Below are 19,045 nucleotides of genomic sequence, written 5' to 3' on the forward strand. Positions count from 1 at the left end.
ATGTATGCCTGCCTATATTCCGGGGATTCAAGAGCACCTAATGTTGAGTCCATGACACAGCGCACGCCAGCCGCGGCCCAACCACTAAATGTGGCAATCGTTCCGGACTCCTTCAAAGGCAGCGCCCGGGCCAGCGAAGTCGCGGACGCGATCGCCGCAGGGGTGAATGCGGCTGCTACCTCTGTGGCCCGTACGGTATCGATCACCGCCGTTCCCTTTGCCGATGGCGGCGAGGGAACCCTCGATGCGTTGATCGACGCTTGGGGAACCGAAGCGAAGGTCGTTGAAACAACCGATGCGCTGGGCAGGACCGTCAACTCGCGTTTCGGGTTGTCTGCAGATGGAACGACCGCCGTGATCGAGGCGGCGGAAGCCGCGGGATTGCCCCAGGTCAGTGACGTACCGCGGCAACCACTTCAAGCCACCACTTTTGGGCTGGGCCCACTTGTCATTCAAGCCTTGGAGCTTGGAGTGCAGCGAATCATTCTTTGTCTTGGTGGCTCGGCCACCACCGATGGCGGAGCTGGATTGCTCGCAGCTCTGGGTGCGAAGTTCCTCGATGCTCAGGGCAAAGAATTGGCTGCGGGCGGTGGTGCGCTGAACGACCTGGCGAGCATCGATATCTCCGGTCTGGATTCGCGAGCTTCTCGAGTCAAATGGCAGATCGCCTGCGATGTCACCAATCCGTTGCTGGGAGAAAACGGGGCCGCCGCGGTTTTCGGACCGCAAAAGGGCGCCTCGCCCCAGGAAGTGGAAGCACTGAATGCGGGACTGGCTCGGCTCGCTGACACCTTGGAAACCGCGTCCGGTCGAAAGCTGCGCGAGCAGCCCGGCATGGGAGCCGCCGGCGGCTTGGCGCTCTGCCTTGGATCTTACTGCGAGGTTGAGCTCGTGCCCGGGTGGGAACTGGTAGCGCAGGCTTTGAACGCGCACCAGATTCTTGCCGACGCGCAGCTGGTCTTTACCGGTGAGGGGCGCCTGGATTCGCAATCCCTGCAGGGCAAGGTGGTCAGCGGGGTGCTGCAAGCTGCGCGCAGAGATGCAGACATTATCGTGATCGCCGGATCGGTAGACCTTGCCGAGGAGCTGCTCGCCGAGTCGGGAATTCTCGCAGCCTATTCGATAGCACAGGGCCCGGCCGATCTCGGTGAGCTTTCATCGCAGGCTTTGGAGCTCATCCGGCGCACCGCATATCAGGTGGCGCGCACTTACCTGCATTAAAGTAGGCGCCTATTCGGGCGCTTGCCGGATCGGCGCTGAGCAATCCGGCATTCATGATCACGCGCACCGGCTCCTCGTAATATTTGCCACTGTCCGCATGGCTCCCCGCGTAGTTCGGCAGAAGACCCGAATGATTACACACCTGAGTTGAATCCTTCACACCAAGATTTTCACAACAAATTGGTCGAGTGGCCGTGGTGTGCCGCTGCAGACGGACCCGACACAAACGCCTCGGTCCGGATCCAGCCCTATGGGCGTTGCGCAGGACCAGACGCCCGTGATGTGAAACGCGATGTTGAACAGGAGCATGCAGAGATTCTTGCTTCGGCCCTGGATCGCGATGCGCGATGGGCTGGTGAACTGTTGTGTAACGGCGCGGCGAGGCTCCCCTGTTCTCCGCACGAACCGTCCGCTTCCTGAACGCGTAGTTCAGGACGTAGTTGGTTGCGTAGGAGGGGAAGTCTAGGGCGAACAATCTGGGTCGGCCCGGAAGTCGTGGTGTGTATGGAGCTAGGAACCGTGAAATTCAGCTGTTTTTGAGGCCAATTTTTCGAGTCTGAGATGCCGAGTTGGGGGAGTGGCGTAGCTTCAGAAGCGAGTCGCTCAGGGTGGGCGCGCGCGGATGAATAATCTTTTGAATTGCTCCGAGCAGGCGACCGGGCGGACAGCCGGGAATACCTAGCCTGCATCGTAGCTTGGCACCAGTATGGCAATCAATGACAAATCGGTACAGAGTGAACAACGCACAGCGCTCGTGGTTGGAGCGACGGGCATCGCAGGATCTGCACTTGTGGAGACCCTCGCCACCGCAGGATGGTCAGTTATTGCCTTGTCCCGCAGGCCGGGGGCTGATCGCGACGGAGTGCGCTGGCTTTCCGCGGACCTGACTTCGGCTGAATCAGTGGCGGCCGTTCTCGCTCCTGAACATCCGACGCACATCTTCTTCACCGCTTGGTCGCGGCAGGACTCTGAGGAAGAGAACATCACTGTCAACGCAGGCATGTTGCGAGTTCTCTTGGCCGCGCTGCGGGACAAGCCGGTTGCCCATGTGGCTCTGATGACGGGGCTAAAGCACTACCTTGGCCCTTTCGAAGCCTACGCCGCCGGCGAGATGCCGGATACTCCGTTCCATGAAGAAGAACCGCGGCTGCCCGTTCGGAACTTCTACTACGCGCAAGAAGACGAGTTGTTCGCCGCGGCCGCCGAGCAGGGGTTCACCTGGTCCGTGCACCGCGCGCACACCGTCATTGGGCATGCTGTGGGAAACGCAATGAATATGGGGCTCACGCTCGCCACGCAAGCAACGCTGTGCAAGGAAACGGGAGAACCGTTCGTCTTCCCGGGCTCAGAAATGCAATGGAACGGGCTGACTGACATGACAGACGCCGGTCTGCTTGCAGAGCATATGCTCTGGGCTTCGACGACCCCTGGTGCCGCCAATGAGGCCTTTAATATCGTCAATGGCGATGTCTTTCGGTGGCGCTGGATGTGGCCGAAGCTCGCCGCGCACTTTGGAGTTGAATGGGAAGGCTACCAACAGGCGCCTCGGCCTCTCGAGCAAGCCATGAGCGGCCGGGAAAGGCAGTGGAGTGAGTTGGCGCTGAAGCACGGGTTGGCGGAACAAAAGCTGGATCGCATGGCTTCGTGGTGGCACACCGACGGTGACCTAGGGCGAAACATAGAAGTGGTGGCAGACATGGGGAAGAGCAGGGTGGCTGGCTTTACCGGGTATCGTCGAACATTTGATGCTTTCGTGGCGCTGTTCGACCGCTATCGCGTGGATCAACTCATCCCCTAAGTAGCGTCTATCTCTGGGCCAGAGAGACGAGCGTCGCCGCAACGGCTTAGCCGTCCACGTCGAGAATAAACAGGCGCAGCAGCTGGGAATGCGCTGTTATCGAAGCATTTACCCGGCCTGGGCGGGGGATCAAAGCCTAGTGAAAACGGAATCTCCGTAGGTGGGAATTTTCGTGGAATTGCGGTCCGGCGTCGGGGCGTAGTTCTCCAGCGGAGAAATATGGCCGTTGAGCTGAGGGCGGGTCATTCCCAGTTTTGTGCAAAGAACTGGGAATGACGTACGTAAAACTCGGCACTATGCGCTCTTGACGTCCGAAGAGGTTCTCGTAGCGATGGTCAATGACGAGCGAGATGCACAGCATCAGAACGAGTTTACGGAGTCGAGCGATGATCATTTCACCGAAGGCCACCCGTTCATGACGAAACTGTAGCCGGAGCAGGTTTGGGTACTTAACTTCACTGGAATTCCAGGTTCCATCGGCTGAGCAAGAACATGAAAGTTATTGTTAACCCAGTGGATCATCTGGCTTAACTAGAACGTTCGCAAGAGTCACTTCCATGAATCGGTCAGGGAGAAGCTGAGTCTTTTGGGCTCCTACTTAAGTATTATTGACACGGTGAAATTTATTTGATTTATGCTGTTTACCTGAGGTTAGTTAGATATTCAAAGAATAAAACTCGTAATAATTGAGAATATTCACCGCAGGAAACTCGACCACTGTTAGTTTTATTTACATCAGCACCCGTTGATAACGTGGACTTTTATTCACATCGCACTTTCTGGAGGAATCATGGATCTGGTCAATACTCTTTTGGAGATCATTCTCGGCCTTCTCGGTGGGCTCGGCGGCTAAAGCCCCGCAATGTAGTACTTTTTGATAATGTCCCGCCGAAGGCAAAGCCTTCGGCGGGACATTATTTTTTATTTATGCATTGAAGAGACGGGTTAGTGGTTCGGGCTGAGGAGTCTTGGCCTCGACTCGACGCAATTCTTTATGCGGCGCCATCGGCACAATAGCGCGTTCCTGACGGGAATGTTCGGGCCAGATTCCTAGCTTGCCCGAGGGGGAATGGCTGTAGGATCCAGAGCATCCTTGATCTTTGGCCGTAGTCGGTGCGCAGTGTTGCGTTGAAAACAAATCCACCGAATCTGCGATCCACGTGCCTGCAGCATCCAGCAGCTCTGCATGCAGGGGATGGGTATGGCGCACGCCGCCGATCGTCAATGCGCTGGGAACTCAGGATGCGGCTCTACTTGCGGGGGCCGTGCAGTGAGCGAACCGGCGCCTACTCGGTTGCTCGGCCTGGGGCGGGCCTCCATGGTCCTCCGCTACTGGGGGCGTGGTTCGGTCCGAGGCTTATCCACCGCCGAGTCCAGAGATCTCATGCCAGGGGTGGACTTGGAGTACGCACAGTTACACCCGTCCGCTGAGGACGTGGCGCCACAGGCTTTCATAGGCTTGTGTTGTGATGAAGAAAAAACTTGTTCCCTTGATAGCACTTGCCATTCCGACCACTTTGCTGCTGACCGGATGTGACGTCAGTCAGCTAACCGAAGACAAATATGAGCACTCGGCCTCCAAAACCGCAAAGACTTCCGCAGAAGGCGTAGCTTCCGGGTTGCTTCCCAGCTGGGCTCCCAATGGTGGAACCGACGTCCGCCTGGAGCAACGCAGCACCGGGCACGAGCGAATTTTCACCATGGACTACTCAGGTGAACTTCCAAGCGGCAAATGCGAGCCGCTGGCTAACACCGGCGTTCCCAGCGCCAAGGAACTGGAAAAAGGCTACGCCGCCGATTCGCGGACCAAGGACATGGCACCAGAGGATTTCGTGACCTACCGAACCCTCGAAGCCGACTGGTGGCCGGCGGACGCTGAATTGCAGAGCACCGCGCTCTGTGGACGTTGGTGGGTGCACCAAGATGCAGGCAAGCTGTACGCTTTCGCGCCAGATGTTGCCAGCGTGGCCGAGGCCATCGTCAAGGAGCGCGCTGAGGCCGAGTAAGCCCGGCCTAGGAGGAGGGCGGCAGGGTCAATACTTGAGGCGCCCCCTCGGTGATCAGTACCGTGTGTTCGGTATGCGCGGTACGGCAACCCGTTGCGCTTCGCAAGGTCCAGCCATCGGGATCGGTGATGAGCTTCGCGGTGTTTGTCATAACCCATGGTTCCAGCGCGAGCATTAATCCGGGAACCAGCTTATAGCCTCGGTTGGGCCGTCCGTTGTTCGAAATGTGAGGTTCCTGATGCATTGTCGAGCCGATCCCGTGGCCGCCGTATTCGATATTGATCGAGTACCCGGCCTCGCGCAAGACTGTGCCGATGGCATAGGAAATATCGCCAATTTTGGCCCCTGGCCGGGCCGCATCAATTCCGGCAGCTAACGCGTGTTCCGTGGCTTGGATCAGCTGGGTGCTTGCGGTGTCCTGGGTCGGCCCCACGATAAAGCTGATGGCAGCATCAGCGGCGATGCCTTCCTTGGAAATCGCTAGATCCAGGGTCAGTAAATCACCGTCGGCCAGTGCGTAGTCGTGGGGTAATCCGTGCAGCACCGCATCGTTGACCGCGGTGCAGATGTAATGGCCGAATGGTCCGCGTCCAAAAGCTGGTGCGTAATCGACATAGCAGGATTCTGCGCCTGCTCCGAGGATCATCTCGCGGGCCCAAGCGTTGATGTCCAAAAGGTTGGTGCCCACCACGCTGCGGTCCCGCAGGGTTTGCAGGATCTGCCCCACGAGAGCTCCGGTGACCTTAGCCCGGGCAGCTTCGTGGGAATTCAGGATCTCGATCATGCGAAGCCTTTCATAAAACCAATAACAATACCGTCCATACTATACCGGTACTATGATTGGTTTTATGGTTAGATTGCCCCTCACTTTTGAAGAACTCGAACGCGGCGAGCGCCTCGGCGCCCTCTTGCGCCGGGCAAGAGCCGAGCGGACCATGGTTGACATTGCCTTTGACGCGGGAATTTCCCCGGAGACGCTACGCAAGATCGAGTCCGGGCGAGTGGCCACCCCCGCATTCTCAACTATTGCCGCCATCGCGGGGGTCCTTGGACTCTCGCTGGATGAACTATGGAATTCCGTGCTTGCCCAAGAGCCGGACGCCAGCGGTGCCCGATCCAGCCGAATGGCGCGCGAGCGGCTTGCGAGCTAGTTCGCTGAAATGCTGCGCTTTCGAAGCGGATCACGCCCCTGGCGATCGCTCCGCTCTCCTGTGCCCAGTAGTCCTCATTGATCTTTTCCAGCGGAACCTCCTGCGCGGTCAAATCATCTAAGTTCAGCCGACCTTGTTGATGAAGTTCCGCATAGTACGGAGCGCCCTGACGGGCGTTCGAGGGGCCCTTTCAGGTCCCGTGCAGGCTGCGTTGGTGCATGGGCATGCCTAGCATGGCGTTGAGTCCTAGTGGCTTGCCCTGTGGCAACCCGATGAGGTGCACGTGCCCGCGGGTTCGATCTAAGCGAGGGCTTCCTTGCCCAGCGGCGGTCTTCATCGACTACCTGGATGCTGAAGCTGTCACCGGTGATAATGAGACGTGCTGAATGTATGCGTGCTCGGGTACATGGCCGCGGGCCTCGCAGAAGGTGCCGAACTGGTTACCTGCGGAGAACCGGTGAGCGCGGAGGGCCCTTCGTTCCGCCAACCGTCCTGAACAATGTGAAGCCGAAATGTCGGTGTCAAAAGAAGAGATCATTGGGCCGGAGCTCGCGGACACTAAATTCAGTGATGAAGATTCCCGCACGGTCGTACTGCGCCAAGCCTTCGGCAATGGCTGCGGGCTGAATTCGATCATTTTCACCCGAGGCATCTCCGAGGCGTTGCTGATTGCGAAGAAAATCCAGGCTGGCAATCTCCGCGTGAATACCGGAGCCGGCATGGACGCGAACATGCCATCTGGCGGTTTTAAGCAGTCCGGCTGGGGTATGGAAAGGGCCCCAGCGACTCGGACGGCTAGGATAAAACCATGAGCGAACAGGAGCAGCCCCGGCTAGGCAGCGCACTGGCGCAAAAGGTCGTCGACACCATCGCGCCGACGATTAACCGCCATGTCAATATCATGAATGCCCACGGGGTAATCATTGCTTCCACCGATGCGGCCCGCATCAGAACGCATCACGAGGGCAGCGCCGAGGCGATCCGCCGCAACCAGATCATCCGCGTCAGCCAGGCCGATGGCAGCGCCGGAACCCAGCCCGGGGTCAACGTTCCGCTCACATTGGATAATCAGCTGTGCGGGGTCGTCGGCGTCACCGGAGCCCCGCATGAGGTCGAGCCGCTAGCCGATCTGATTGCACTGACCGTGCAGTTGCTCTTCACCCAGGAACGCGAGCACTCGCGCAGTACCCGCCGTGAAACAGAAGCCCGGGACATTATCTCCGCGTTGCTGGCCGGATGGGCCGAGCCAAAAGCCATTGACCGGAGCCTGGCAGCGCACGGCCTGCGCGGACCAACGCAACTGGAGGCATGGATCCCGCGCAGCGCGCAGGATCCATTGCTGGATGTACCGGCCGTTGAGGGCCGGCGCACTTCCTGGATCAACCTCTCCGGTGCGTTCTGGCGGATCCGGCTGGCGAACGAACCGGCCTTCGAGGAAGACCAAGGCGCAACGGAGCGCTATCTTGCCTCCGCCCCGGCAGAAGGCGCCGGACACCTGCTGGCCGAAGCCGAAGCCCTCCGTGCCCTCGTGGCGCTCCCGGCGCTGATACCCCAGCGACGAAACCGGGAGATCTGGAGCCCGGAAATCGCCACCGCTATCGCGCGCACACCGGCGCAGAGCCTGAGCCATATTGCCCGGCCCGCCCGGGACTTGAGCGAAGAGCAAGCGAAGACGCTGCTGGTCGTCACTGCCGCAGCATCGATGACCCAGGCCGCAACCGAACTGCACATACACCGCAATACCCTGGTGCAGCGTCTGGAGCGCGTAGCCCTGATCGCCGGGGTGGACATCCGCCACACCGGCCAGGCGGTGCGGCTGCAGCATGCCATCTACGCAGCGGTCGCCCTAGACCAGAAACACATATTCTAGGAATTTCCGGCATAAGAATATGGGCGTGCGCCCATAGGTGATTGAGTCCGCAGTCCCTAGTATTGGCAAGATGCTCGAAGTTGAGCGCCCGCTGAACCGGTCCTCCCGGCCGATACAGCCTTCGCAGGAAAAGCCTGAGCAGCTTGACCTGGCGGAATAGCGGGCGGCAGCAACGGGCCGGAACTCGCACCCAGAACGACCGCCTGCGTCATTGCAGGTTCGGGCTGGGGGCCACAGATATTGGCAAAGGAGCCAACTCGCCGTGTATGAACTCCTCGTTCTGCTGATCCTCGTGGTGGCCATTGTGCTGGTCACCGCACGCTGGAAAATCAGCCCCTTCCTCGCCCTCATCGGCGCGGCCATCCTCGCGGCCTTCGCCTACAAGATCCCCATCGCCGAGGTCGCCTCCACGGTGACCACCGCCTTTGGCAGCACCATGGGCAATATTGGCCTCGTAATCCTCTTCGGCACGATGATCGGCATCATCCTGGAGCGTTCCGGGGCCGCGATCTCCATGGCCGATGCGCTGATCAAGCTGCTGGGCACCAGATTCCCCAACCTGACGCTGTCGCTCATCGGCTACATCGTTTCCATACCGGTCTTCTGCGACTCGGGCTACGTGGTGCTCAACTCCCTGCGCAAGGCCATCACCCTGCGCACCGGTGTTTCCACGCTGGCCACCTCCATTGCCTTGATGACCGGCCTGTATGCCACCCACACCATGGTCCCGCCGACCCCAGGACCGCTGGCAGCCGCCGAGTCCATCGGCATCGCCGACAACCTCGGATTGATCATCGCCATCGGCCTGCCGGTGGCAGTGGTCTCGGCCATGGCCGGGCTGTTCTATGCCAGCCGCTTCAACAAGTCCACGTGGACTCCGCTGCCATCCGAGGATGAGAACGACATCTCCGAACTAGATTACGAGCAGCTGCGTGCAAGCTTCGGCAAGCTGCCAAGCCCTGGCTTGGCCTTCCTGCCGATCCTCGTTCCGCTGGTCTTGATCTGCGCGGCATCGATCGCCAAGCTTCCATCGCATCCCTTCGGCGAAGGCGCCGCACTGGAAGCACTGTCCTTCATCGGCACCCCGGTGATCGCGCTGATCTTCGGTTTGCTCGCCGCGACCTTGCTGCTGAACGGCAATAAGAAGCTTGCCGACTTCAACGAGCAGATGCACGAAGCCGTGCGCACCGCGGCGCCCATCCTGCTCATTACCGGTGCCGGCGCAGCCTTTGGTGCTGTGCTGGCAGCCTCGGAGCTGACCACGATCCTCTCCGATTCGCTCAGCGGCTTGGGTCTCGGCCTGGCTGTGCCATTCCTGATCGCCGCGGCATTGAAGTCGGCGCAGGGCTCGTCCACCGTATCGATGGTGACCACCTCGGCGCTGGTCGCCCCGATGCTCGGATCCCTCGGTCTGGACTCCGAACTGGGCATGGTGCTCAGTGTCCTGGCAGTTGGCGCCGGCGCGATGGTCGTCTCGCATGCCAACGATTCCTACTTCTGGGTGGTCTCCCAGCTCAGCCGCATCCCGGTGATCACGGCCTACAAGACCTTGAGCGTGGCCACCGCCATCCAGGGCACCGCCGCATTTGCTACCGTCTGGATCCTCGGGGCAGTCCTGCTCTAGTAAATCCAAGAAGCCTGCATCAACGAATAACCGCGCCATCAGAGGATGGCGCGGTTATTGGTTTAACTGGCGGGATGGCCGCAATGGATACCTGATGGCGGGAGGCCCGAATTGATGGCGCACTCAGACGGTGCGTGGCAAGCCAAAGATCATCGCTGGCCAGCTATCCAAACCGCGATTTGCGTCCTTGAAGTGAATCCGAGCTTGGCCAAAATCCGTTCTACGTGCCCGTCGATGGTTCGCGGTGAAACCACCAGGCGTTGGGCGATCGAGCGGTTAGTCAACCCTTGGGCTACCAATGCTGCTACTTCGGTCTCCTTTTTGGTCAGCGGGTTCGGTATGGCGCAAGAGTCGAGTTTTGATTCGATGCCCAAGGCGTAGTCAAGAGCCTGGGCCTTGGATAGCGGGGCGCGGTCGGGGGCGCTGTATTCTCGACCCAGTGCCGTGTGAAGCAACCGCCGGCTTCGCGAGGAAGCATCTGCCATCTGCGGGCCAAAAGCCTGCACGGACGTTCCCAGCTCGGACCAGACCGAGTCCACGGCACGGGCTAATTCGGCAGAGCGTTCGAAGTTTCCCTGCGAAACTGTGATCCACTGCAGAGCCTCTAAGCTGAGCGCAATGCAGATGCCGTCCTGGAAGGATTCGCGCTGGATATGCAGGGAAGCTAGAGCTTCGCTGGAAGCGCGGTCGTATTGCTCGAGCTTCCAATAGCTCAGTGCGCTGATCCAGTGCGCATACGCTCTGTTCCATAGCTCTCCGCACGCTTCGGAGCGGTCGATCACCAGCTGGCAGGTGTCCAAGGCTCGTTGCGGACAGTCATTGAGCACTTCAGCCATGCCAAGCTGGAAGAGCGCGGTGAGCTGCGAGGCGGTATCCCCCTGCCGGGCGTGGGCCGCGGCCACCTGCTCGTAAAGTTCGATGGCCCCGGGCAGATCGCCGCTGAACAGCTTGTGCAGCGCAATCCAGTGCTCGGCATGGGCGGCCAAGGCGCCGTTGCCGAGCCGTTGGGCAATGCTCAGGCACTGCCGCGCATAGTCCGCCCCTGCATCATGCTCGCCTTGGATGAGGCTCACCCAGGCGGCCACCCACAATGCGGAGGCGTGATCGCTGGAGGCGTTGTCCTCTTGCCGGTTAATGATCCGCTCCAGCAGGGCGCGTCCCTCAGTGATGAAGTTCCCGGAGACCCACTGGTAGCGCAGTAGTGACGCCAGCCGGGCAGCTGCCTTCTCTTCCCCGGGGGTGGACAGGGCCCAGTCGAAGGCCGCCGCGAAATTCGGGCGGTTAACCCGGACCGTGCGCAGGAAACGGCTTTGATCCGGACCGCACCACTGGCGCACCATGTTTTCGGCCAGCTGGAGATAGTGGCCGAAGTGCCGGGTCCTCAGGGTTGTGATCTCTTCAGCATCGATGAGCAGTTGCTGGCCGTATTCGCGGATGCTGACCAGCTGATGGTAGGACAGGAACTCTCCCTCCCGGCGAACTGCCAAGATCGACTTTGCCACTAGGGAATCCAGCAGATCCAGTATTTCGGATGGCTCCAAGGCCTCGAACGCGCAGACTTCCTCGACCGCGTCCAGATCGAAGTTGCCGGGAAATACGGAGAGGCGGCGCCAGAGCAGCTGCTCGGACTCCGAGCACAATTCGTAGCTCCAATCGATCAGGGCGCGTAGCGTCTGCTGTCGTGGCAGAGCGGTCCTGTCGCCTTGGGTGAGCAGCTGGAAACGGCGATCGAGACGGTGCAGCAATTGGGTGGTCGACAGTGAGCGCAGGCGGGTTGTCGCCAGCTCAATAGCTAGCGGCATGCCATCGAGCTGGGCGCAAAGCTGTGCGACGACCGGGGCCGTGGCGGCATCGAGGGCAAAGGATGGGACGACGTTCCGAGCTCGTGCCACGAAGAGGGCCACTGCTTCAAAGCCTTCGATCTGGGCAAAAGGGACTTGCTCATCGGGGCCAGGAAAAGACAACGGCGGGATGGCATAGATGGATTCGCCGGCGATGCCCATCGGTTCCCGACTGGTGGCCATGACACGTACTCCGGGGGCCTGGGCGAGTAGTCGGTCGACGAGGAAGCTGACTTCGTCAAGCACATGCTCGCAGTTATCCAGCACGAGCAGCAGTTCCTTGTCCTGCAAGAAGTCTGCTAGGCGGTCCAATGCAGAACGCTTCGACTGATCGGAGATGTCCAGGGCAGCCGCGACGACGGGCGCCACTGCAGCATTGTGGTTCAGCGGAGCCAGCTCGGCTACCGCGACACCGTCCCGGTAGGCCCTGTGGGCCAACCGGGTGATTTCCCCCGCCAGGCGTGTCTTGCCCGCGCCGCCCGGGCCGGTCAAGGTCACCATCCGGGAAGTCGCCAATAGTGCCTTCGCCTCTTCCAGCTCCCGGCGGCGTCCAATGAAAGAGGTCGCTTCCAGTCGCCCTTCCGAGAATCTGGTATCTCTGAAATGCCTAGTCATCTATGAATTAGCTCCAATCTTGCGGGGCCTTCCCTGCGTGTCGCCGCGGTTGCTACCAGGCCGTGTGCTGCAACACGAAACACAGGTTCTGCTGGTTTATAGTCTCTCATTTTGGCACGCCCAATTGTGTCGCATGACACAAATAGGGCATGCGAGGGGGTAGTTCTACCCGTGTGCGCTGGCCGGGCATCGGCCAAGCTGGTGTGCACCATCGGAAGTTCGAACCCAGGAGCGAGCCATGAGCCAGCAGACCACTGATGCAGACCATTTGCCGAAGATCGACCAGCGCGAATTGCGCAACGCCTTCGGCAAATTCGCAACCGGCGTCACGGTGGTCACCTGCCGCACCCCGGATGGCGTACCGCACGGCGCCACAGTCAACGCGTTCACCGCGGTATCCCTCGACCCGCCGCTTGCCCAGGTCACGCTGATCCGGGGAAACAAGGTCTCCGGATATTTGGAAGAATCACCTTTCGCGATCAACATCATGTCCGCCAACCAGTTGGACACCTGCCTGAACTTTGCCGGCAAGCCCATGAAGGGCGAAGTGGCCTGGCGATCGGACGCGCAGGACATCCCGGTAATCGAAGGAAATATCGCCACCCTCGAATGCGAGCCCTGGGCCACCTACGACGGTGGCGACCACCTGATCGTCATCGGACGGGTGATTGCCCTGCACAGCGACAACGAGCTGGAACCCCTTGGCTTCTTCGGTGGCAAATTCCGCGATGTCGGCGACTACATCGGCGGTGCCCCTTGGACCTCCTGCGGAGACTCCCTTGCCTCCGGCTGGTTCGAGGGAAGCACCGATTTCAAATCCTTCTAAGCATCTCCAATCCGACCGACCCAACCCATAGGAGCTGAACACCATGACCCAGATATCCGAGCCCACCCAATCCGCCAGCGACATGTCCGCGCGGACCACCCCAGCCAACCCGAAATTACCGATGACCGGCGACGAGTACATCGAGTCGCTGCGCGATGGCCGAGAAGTCTACATCCACGGCGAACGCGTCAAGGATGTAACAACCCATCCGGCCTTCCGCAACTCGATCCGCATGGCAGCCCGGCTATATGACGGGTTCCACGACCCGGCGACCTCCGGCAAGCTGCTAGTCCCGACCGATACCGGATCCGGCGGCATGACCCACCCCTTCTTCAAGGTTCCGAAGTCCGTGCAGGATCTGAAGGACTCGCGCACCGCGATAGAGACCTGGTCCCGGATGAGCTATGGCTGGCTCGGGCGCTCGCCGGACTACAAGGCGGCGTTCCTGGGAACCCTGGGTTCCATGCCGGAGTTCTACTCGCCATACCAGGAGAACGCCCTGCGCTGGTACAAGGAGTCGCAGGAGAAGGTGCTGTACTGGAACCACGCGATCATCAATCCCCCGGTTGACCGTCACTTGCCGCCCGATCAGGTAGCCGACGTCTTCATGAAGGTGGAGAAGGAAACCGACAACGGCGTCATCGTCTCCGGGGCTAAGGTCGTGGCCACCGGCTCGGCGATCACCAACTTCAACTTCATCTCGCACTATGGGCTGCCGATCAAGAAGAAGGAATATGCGCTGATCTGCACCGTGCCGATGGATGCGCCTGGAGTCAAGCTGATCTCGCGCACCTCCTACGCGCAGAACGCCGCGGTCACCGGCACCCCGTTCGACTACCCGCTGTCCTCGCGCATGGATGAGAACGACGCGGTATTCGTCTTCGACAAGGTGCTGGTGCCGTGGGAAAACATCTTCGCCTACGGCGATCCGGAGCAAATCAACGGCTTCATGCCGCAGACCGGCTTCATCCAGCGCTTCACCTTCCAAGGCTGTATCCGCTTGGCAGTGAAGCTGGACTTCATCGCCGGACTGCTGCTCAAGGCCTTGGAAATCACCGGAACCCAGGACTTCCGCGGGGTGCAGGCAAGGGCCGGAGAAGTCATCGGCTGGCGCAACCTGTTCTGGGGCCTGGTCGACGGCATGATGCTCAACCCGGACCAGGGCCCTAATGGCTCGGTGCTGCCAAAGATGGACTACGGGCTGGCCTACCGCATGTTCATGGCCCAGGGCTACGGCCGGATCAAGGAAATCATCGAGCAGGATGTGGCCTCGGGCCTGATCTACCTGCCCAGCGGCGCGCTGGATTTCCAGAATCTGGAGATCCGCCCGTATCTGGACAAGTACGTCCGCGGTTCCAACGGAGTGCAGGCCGTTGACCGGGTCAAGCTCATGAAATTGCTCTGGGATGCTATCGGTTCCGAATTCGGCGGACGGCACGAACTCTACGAGCGGAACTATTCGGGAAACCACGAGAACGTGCGCATCGAAATGCTCATGCATGCCAAGAATTCCGGCGCCACCTCGCTGATGAACGGCATGGTCGAGCAGTGCATGGGGGAGTACAACCTGGACGGCTGGACGGTTCCCGATCTATTCAACAGCGATGACGTTAACGCCTACATGAAGCGCGGTCGCTAATTCCACCCAGCCAGCGGGCGGGATGCCGGGCGGTGCGGGAAACCCTCGTCAGTTATAAGAACTCAATGAAAGGAAACACATGTGCGAGATCCTCGGGCGGGCCGCGGCCGCCGGAATCGGCAGGCGTGCGATGCTTGCCAGTTTGGGGCTCGGCGCAGCTGCGGCCGGGCTGGGAGCCATGGCTGGCCCGGCGCGCGCGACTGATCCAGCAAGACGGGAATTCGGCCCGGCGCCAGCTGGCAGCAGCAACACCCGGCTGGTGCTGCTGGGCACTTCCGGCGGCCCTCCCTATTGGCCCGGCGGGTCCCGCGAGGGAATCTCCACCGCGCTGGTGGTGGGGGACCGCTACTACATCATCGATGCCGGCCATGGAGTTATGGGCCAGTTGCGCAAAGCCCGGCTGGGGATCAACTATGAAACAGATATGGACGGTCCGCTGGATGCGCTCGGCGGCATCTTCCTGACCCACTTGCATTCGGACCATGTCGCAGATCTGAATAACATCCTCAGTGAAGGCATCTTCAACGGGTTACAGCATGTGGAGAAGAAAGTGCCGATTTGGGGACCGGGAAATCGCGGGGAACTGCCCGAACTATTCGGCGGAGGCAAGGCGCCCAAACCCCTCAATCCGCGCAATCCCACCCCTGGGACCAAGCAGATGACGGACCTGCTGGTCCAAGCCTTCGCCACGGATTTCAACGATCGCCTTTTCGACAATCGAAAACCGCGACCGGACGAGCTCTGGGAAGCGTTCGATGTGCCTGTTCCCAAGGAGTATATGAAGAACCCCAACTCGGATCCCTGCCCGGCCATGGAGCCTTTCGACTTCTTCGAGGACGACCGCATTAAGGTCTCGGCCATCCTGGCCAACCACGCACCGGTATTCCCGTCTCTGGCCTATCGATTCGAAACCGAAGAAGGATCCGTCGTCTTTTCCGGGGACACCGGTTTGACGCCCAACATCACGACCCTGGCGCAGGGAGCCGATGTCCTGGTGCACGAGGTACTCGACAAGACATGGCCCGAGTCGCTGTTCCCGCAGCCGCGCAGCGACGCGCAAGAAGGCCTATACCAGCATCTGATACAGGCGCACACCTTGATTGAGGACGTGGGGAAGGTAGCTCAGGCGGCAAACGTCGGAACCTTGGTGCTCTCGCATCTGGTGCCCGGGAACCGCCCCGACGAGGTTTGGGCGCGTTGCGCCGAGGATTTCGACGGGAAGCTGGTGATCGGCCGAGACCTCGACGTCATTGGCGTCGGAACGCAGTAGGTCCAGGGGTGCGCCGTAGCAGGCGTATCCAGAGCATCGTGCGCAGGGGTGACAGTTGGCGGCAATCCGCCGCAACCTCCCCTGCGCTTCTTGCGTTGGCCCGAGAGCGAAAGGACTGGACCGCAGGACTGTGCGCAAAGGCGGTACAACGGCTTTCTGGTGGATGCTCCACGCCCTGGACCCTGGCCTAGTTTTACGAATTATTCTGTAATGTGCCAGGCAATAGTCGACATTTTTCTCCCCGACCCAACAATCCTGACTCCCTTCTGAGCGTCATATTGCCTCTTATGACTGCATTCTCGTTCGCTCGTACTTCAACTGCTTGACTCGAAGTACCAACCATCCAGAGCGGCTGAGAGACCTGGCTCGACGACGCCGCAGCAAGCCTGCATTCGGCAGCTAGTGCTAACGCCAGGTTCGATGGATCAGCAGAAAGCAACTTTCTGCTTCCTTCGGAGCAAGACTCTAAGGGAGAACGAAAATGACCGTACTGAGCACGCAACTGCCCCGCGTTCCCTACACCGGGAGCGCAGACGAGGCCGAGCTCGCCCACTGGCGCGAGATCGCCGAGCAGGTCGCGGCCACCCTGGCCGCCGATGCGCTGGAGCGCGACCGCAAACACGAGCAGCCCTTCGCCGAGGTGCAGCTGCTGCGCGAGGCCGGGCTGCTGAACCTGCTGGTTCCGGCCGAATTCGGGGGAGCCGGAGCGCACTGGGCCACCGCCTTTGAAACCATCCGCATCCTGGCCGCGGCCGACGGGTCCATCTCCCAGCTGCTGGCCTACCACTACATCAACCAGTCCGGCATCGCCTTCTACGCTCCGGCCGAAGCCCAGGCCGAGTGGTGGCGGCGCACCGTGGCCGGAGGCTGGCTCTGGGGCGATTCGGTGAATCCGGTGGACCCGCAGCTGACGCTCACCGCGGAGGACGATGGCTTCCGGCTGAACGGTTTCAAGCGTTTCTCCACCGGCTCCGGAGTCGGCGAGATGATCGTCGTCAACGCCGAAGTCTCCGGAGGCCCGCGCCACGGCGAAGTGTTGGCCTTTGTCCTCCCGCGCAACCGGGAAGGGCTGGAAATCGTCGATGACTGGGACTACCTGGGCCAGCGCTTGAGCGCCTCGAACTCGCTGAAGTACCACAACGTGCGCATCGAGGCCGCCGATCTGCTCGGGGCGGTGACCGACGAGCCGGTCTCCACCCTGCTCACCCCCGGGATCCAGCTGGCCTTCGCGAACTTCTACCTGGGCATCGCCGAGGGCGCGTTGGCCCGCGGCAAGCAGATATTGCTGGGCCGCAAGAACGCCTGGTTCCTCTCGGCGGCGGAGAGCTACTCCCAGGACGTCGTCTTCCAGCGCACCGTGGGCGAGCTGAAGGCGCGCACCGCCGCGGTGGCCGCCCTGGCCGAGAAGCTCGGCCGCAAATTCGATGCGCTGCTGGCCAAGGCGGGGAATGTCACCCAGCCTGAACGCGCGGCGCTGGCGGTGGAAATCGCCGAGGCCAAGGTGGTCTCCACCGAGATCGGCGTGGAGGTCGCCAACCGCATCTTCGAGGTCACCGGTTCCTCCTCTACGCAGAATGATGTGGGCCTGGATCTGTTCTGGCGCAATGTGCGCACCCACTCGCTGCACGACCCGGTGGACTACAAGAAAATCGAGGTCGGCGCGTACTTCCTGCGCGGGGAAACCCAGCCGCTCTCGCTCTACACCTAAACCTCAACCGCACCCACGGATTGGACCGAACTGATGACCGTACTTGCCACCGCCAATCGCCTGGCTGAATTGAAAACCCGCTTCGCCCCGCACTTTGAAAAGATCGCCGCCGGCGCCGCCGAACGCGACCGCAGCGGAGAACTGCCGCACCAGCAGGTGGCCGAGCTGGCCGCCGCCGGCTTCGGCGCATTGCGCGTCCCGGTCTCCCACGGCGGGGCAGGGGCCACCTTGGCCGAGCTCTTCGAATTGCTCGTGGACTTGGCCGCCGCGGACTCCAGCATCGCCCAGGCCTTGCGCGCCCACTTCGCTTTCGTCGAAGACCGCCTGGTAGCCGCCCCGGGGCCGGGGCGCGACAAGTGGCTGGCCCGCTTTGCCGCCGGGGAGCTGGTGGGGAATTCCTGGACCGAGATCGGCACCGTGAAGGTGGGCGAGGTGATCACCAAGGTCACCCCGGATGGCGAGGGAGGGTTCCTGGTCAACGGCACCAAGTACTATTCCACCGGCTCGATCTTCGCCGACTGGCTGGATACCTACGCCGAGCGCACCGATACCGGCAAGCGCGTGATCGCCGCGGTCAACCGGCACCAGCCCGGCGTGGTGCTGGCCGATGACTGGGACGGCTTCGGACAGCGCACCACCGGCACCGGAACCTCCACCTTCACCGACGCGGTCGTCGCCGAGGAGGACCTGATCGACTTCGACACCCGCTTCAAGTACCAGACCGCCTTCTACCAGCAGGTGCTGCTGGTGGTGCTGGCCGGGTCCGCCAAGGCCGCCGAACGCGACTTCGCCGCCGAGCTGAAGGCCCGCAAGCGCACCTTCAGCCACGGCGCCGCCAACGTGGCCGCCGAGGATCCGCAGCTGCTGCAGGTCATCGGCGAGGTGTCGGCGGCTGCGTTCGCGGCGGCCGGAACCGTGGAACGCGTGTCGCAGTCCCTGCAGGGAGCCTATGAAACCGCGCTGGCGCTGCACGAGGGCGAGGTGACGGTGGAGGAAGACGAGGCGGCCAATGATGCGGCCGAGCTGGCCAGTGCGCAGGCCCAGGTGGTGCTCACCCCGCTGGTGCTCAACGCGATCACCCACGCCTTCGACGCGCTGGCCGCTTCGGCCACCAGCGTTTCGAAGAACCTGGATCGGCACTGGCGCAATGCCCGCACCGCCGGCAACCACAACCCGTGGGTGTTCAAGGCCCGGCTGATCGGCGACCTGGCGGTCAACGGCACCGAGCTGCCGCGGGTTTGGGCCATCGGCGCCTCGAAGTAGCATCCACAGAGCGGGCAGGCCCAGCCCTCATCTTGAGCGCCGGGCCTGCTGCGTGTAGCGCAACAATCACCGAGCAGCTCGCCGGTACCCCCTGGATGCACCTCGCCCACAACAACTCGCTGCAGATAAAGCACTGGTAACTCGCGGTCCGCGGTGTCCTTCCGATAGTAGGCGGCGCTCGGACTCGGCGATTGCATGATTCCGTAGCGCATG

Annotated in this window: 13 protein-coding genes, 1 pseudogene and 1 riboswitch; of the genes and pseudogenes, 12 read left to right on the forward strand and 2 right to left on the reverse strand. The window is 61.3% G+C overall.

Going from position 1 to position 19,045, the window contains the following annotated elements; all coding sequences use genetic code 11:
* Window positions 1-51 precede the first annotated feature (51 nt).
* The 3 genes from CQ019_RS07855 (at window position 52) to CQ019_RS07865 (ending at window position 5,025) form a co-directional block, all read left to right on the forward strand.
* A complete protein-coding gene (locus CQ019_RS07855) occupies window positions 52-1,221 on the forward strand; it encodes a glycerate kinase (RefSeq protein ID WP_096257480.1) in 1,170 nt (389 codons plus the stop codon).
* Window positions 1,222-1,927: 706 nt separating this feature from the next.
* Window positions 1,928-3,019 (forward strand): SDR family oxidoreductase, encoded by a 1,092-nt coding sequence (locus tag CQ019_RS07860; RefSeq protein ID WP_105569374.1) that lies wholly within the window; start codon window positions 1,928-1,930, stop codon window positions 3,017-3,019.
* Window positions 3,020-4,488: 1,469 nt separating this feature from the next.
* The gene (locus CQ019_RS07865) at window positions 4,489-5,025 is read left to right on the forward strand and encodes a hypothetical protein (protein WP_258137293.1); all 537 of its coding nucleotides are present in this window, start codon (window positions 4,489-4,491) and stop codon (window positions 5,023-5,025) included.
* Between the two features lie 7 nt (window positions 5,026-5,032).
* Here CQ019_RS07865 and map read toward each other — a convergent pair whose 3' ends face one another.
* A complete protein-coding gene (gene map, locus CQ019_RS07870) occupies window positions 5,033-5,809 on the reverse strand; it encodes a type I methionyl aminopeptidase (RefSeq protein WP_105569376.1) in 777 nt (258 codons plus the stop codon).
* A gap of 64 nt (window positions 5,810-5,873) precedes the next feature.
* On the opposite strand from map, the gene CQ019_RS07875 reads away from it, so the two are divergent.
* From CQ019_RS07875 to CQ019_RS07890, 4 genes and pseudogenes are all read left to right on the forward strand, one after another.
* On the forward strand, window positions 5,874-6,176 hold the full coding sequence (locus CQ019_RS07875) for a helix-turn-helix domain-containing protein (RefSeq protein ID WP_096257488.1): 303 nt from the start codon (window positions 5,874-5,876) through the stop codon (window positions 6,174-6,176).
* Window positions 6,177-6,685: 509 nt separating this feature from the next.
* Window positions 6,686-6,988 (forward strand): annotated as a pseudogene (locus tag CQ019_RS07880) (aldehyde dehydrogenase family protein); the annotation flags it as partial.
* Window positions 6,985-8,046 carry a sugar diacid recognition domain-containing protein gene (locus CQ019_RS07885; protein ID WP_105569378.1) on the forward strand — a complete coding sequence of 354 codons (1,062 nt, stop codon included), beginning with the start codon at window positions 6,985-6,987 and terminating at the stop codon, window positions 8,044-8,046. The pseudogene CQ019_RS07880 and the gene CQ019_RS07885, both read left to right, overlap by 4 nt.
* A gap of 262 nt (window positions 8,047-8,308) precedes the next feature.
* Window positions 8,309-9,670 carry a GntP family permease gene (locus tag CQ019_RS07890; RefSeq protein ID WP_105569379.1) on the forward strand — a complete coding sequence of 454 codons (1,362 nt, stop codon included), beginning with the start codon at window positions 8,309-8,311 and terminating at the stop codon, window positions 9,668-9,670.
* Window positions 9,671-9,819: 149 nt separating this feature from the next.
* Here the strand turns inward: CQ019_RS07890 and CQ019_RS07895 are convergent, their stop codons facing one another.
* A complete protein-coding gene (locus CQ019_RS07895) occupies window positions 9,820-12,126 on the reverse strand; it encodes a LuxR C-terminal-related transcriptional regulator (protein WP_105569380.1) in 2,307 nt (768 codons plus the stop codon).
* A 238-nt stretch (window positions 12,127-12,364) separates the two neighbouring features.
* Here CQ019_RS07895 and CQ019_RS07900 point away from each other — a divergent pair, with 238 nt between their 5' ends.
* From CQ019_RS07900 to CQ019_RS07920, 5 genes are all read left to right on the forward strand, one after another.
* Entirely contained in the window at window positions 12,365-12,952 is a 588-nt protein-coding gene (locus CQ019_RS07900) for a flavin reductase family protein (RefSeq protein ID WP_105569381.1), read from the forward strand.
* 43 nt (window positions 12,953-12,995) lie between these two features.
* Complete coding sequence (locus tag CQ019_RS07905; RefSeq protein ID WP_105569382.1) at window positions 12,996-14,591, forward strand: 4-hydroxyphenylacetate 3-hydroxylase family protein; 1,596 nt, start codon at window positions 12,996-12,998, stop codon at window positions 14,589-14,591.
* 79 nt (window positions 14,592-14,670) lie between these two features.
* On the forward strand, window positions 14,671-15,861 hold the full coding sequence (locus CQ019_RS07910; protein WP_258133907.1) for an MBL fold metallo-hydrolase: 1,191 nt from the start codon (window positions 14,671-14,673) through the stop codon (window positions 15,859-15,861).
* A gap of 336 nt (window positions 15,862-16,197) precedes the next feature.
* A riboswitch (SAM riboswitch) is annotated at window positions 16,198-16,288 on the forward strand.
* Window positions 16,289-16,342: 54 nt separating this feature from the next.
* Window positions 16,343-17,569, forward strand: coding sequence for an acyl-CoA dehydrogenase family protein (locus tag CQ019_RS07915; protein WP_105569383.1), 1,227 nt, complete (start codon window positions 16,343-16,345; stop codon window positions 17,567-17,569).
* A 33-nt stretch (window positions 17,570-17,602) separates the two neighbouring features.
* Window positions 17,603-18,832, forward strand: coding sequence for an acyl-CoA dehydrogenase family protein (locus tag CQ019_RS07920; protein ID WP_105569384.1), 1,230 nt, complete (start codon window positions 17,603-17,605; stop codon window positions 18,830-18,832).
* Window positions 18,833-19,045: the final 213 nt, after the last annotated feature.

This window comes from Arthrobacter sp. MYb229 (assembly GCF_002975405.1).
In the GTDB taxonomy this organism is placed as follows: Bacteria; Actinomycetota; Actinomycetes; order Actinomycetales; family Micrococcaceae; genus Glutamicibacter.

Bases quoted from the DNA above. Each gene is read 5' to 3' on its own strand.
- CQ019_RS07855 (WP_096257480.1), top strand. From the start codon at position 52: ATGACACAGCGCACGCCAGCCGCGGCCCAACCACTAAATGTGGCAATC.
- CQ019_RS07860 (WP_105569374.1), top strand. From the start codon at position 1,928: ATGGCAATCAATGACAAATCGGTACAGAGTGAACAACGCACAGCGCTC.
- CQ019_RS07865 (WP_258137293.1), top strand. From the start codon at position 4,489: ATGAAGAAAAAACTTGTTCCCTTGATAGCACTTGCCATTCCGACCACT.
- map (WP_105569376.1), bottom strand. From the start codon at position 5,809: ATGATCGAGATCCTGAATTCCCACGAAGCTGCCCGGGCTAAGGTCACC.
- CQ019_RS07875 (WP_096257488.1), top strand. From the start codon at position 5,874: ATGGTTAGATTGCCCCTCACTTTTGAAGAACTCGAACGCGGCGAGCGC.
- CQ019_RS07885 (WP_105569378.1), top strand. From the start codon at position 6,985: ATGAGCGAACAGGAGCAGCCCCGGCTAGGCAGCGCACTGGCGCAAAAG.
- CQ019_RS07895 (WP_105569380.1), bottom strand. From the start codon at position 12,126: ATGACTAGGCATTTCAGAGATACCAGATTCTCGGAAGGGCGACTGGAA.
- CQ019_RS07900 (WP_105569381.1), top strand. From the start codon at position 12,365: ATGAGCCAGCAGACCACTGATGCAGACCATTTGCCGAAGATCGACCAG.
- CQ019_RS07905 (WP_105569382.1), top strand. From the start codon at position 12,996: ATGACCCAGATATCCGAGCCCACCCAATCCGCCAGCGACATGTCCGCG.
- CQ019_RS07910 (WP_258133907.1), top strand. From the start codon at position 14,671: ATGTGCGAGATCCTCGGGCGGGCCGCGGCCGCCGGAATCGGCAGGCGT.
- CQ019_RS07915 (WP_105569383.1), top strand. From the start codon at position 16,343: ATGACCGTACTGAGCACGCAACTGCCCCGCGTTCCCTACACCGGGAGC.
- CQ019_RS07920 (WP_105569384.1), top strand. From the start codon at position 17,603: ATGACCGTACTTGCCACCGCCAATCGCCTGGCTGAATTGAAAACCCGC.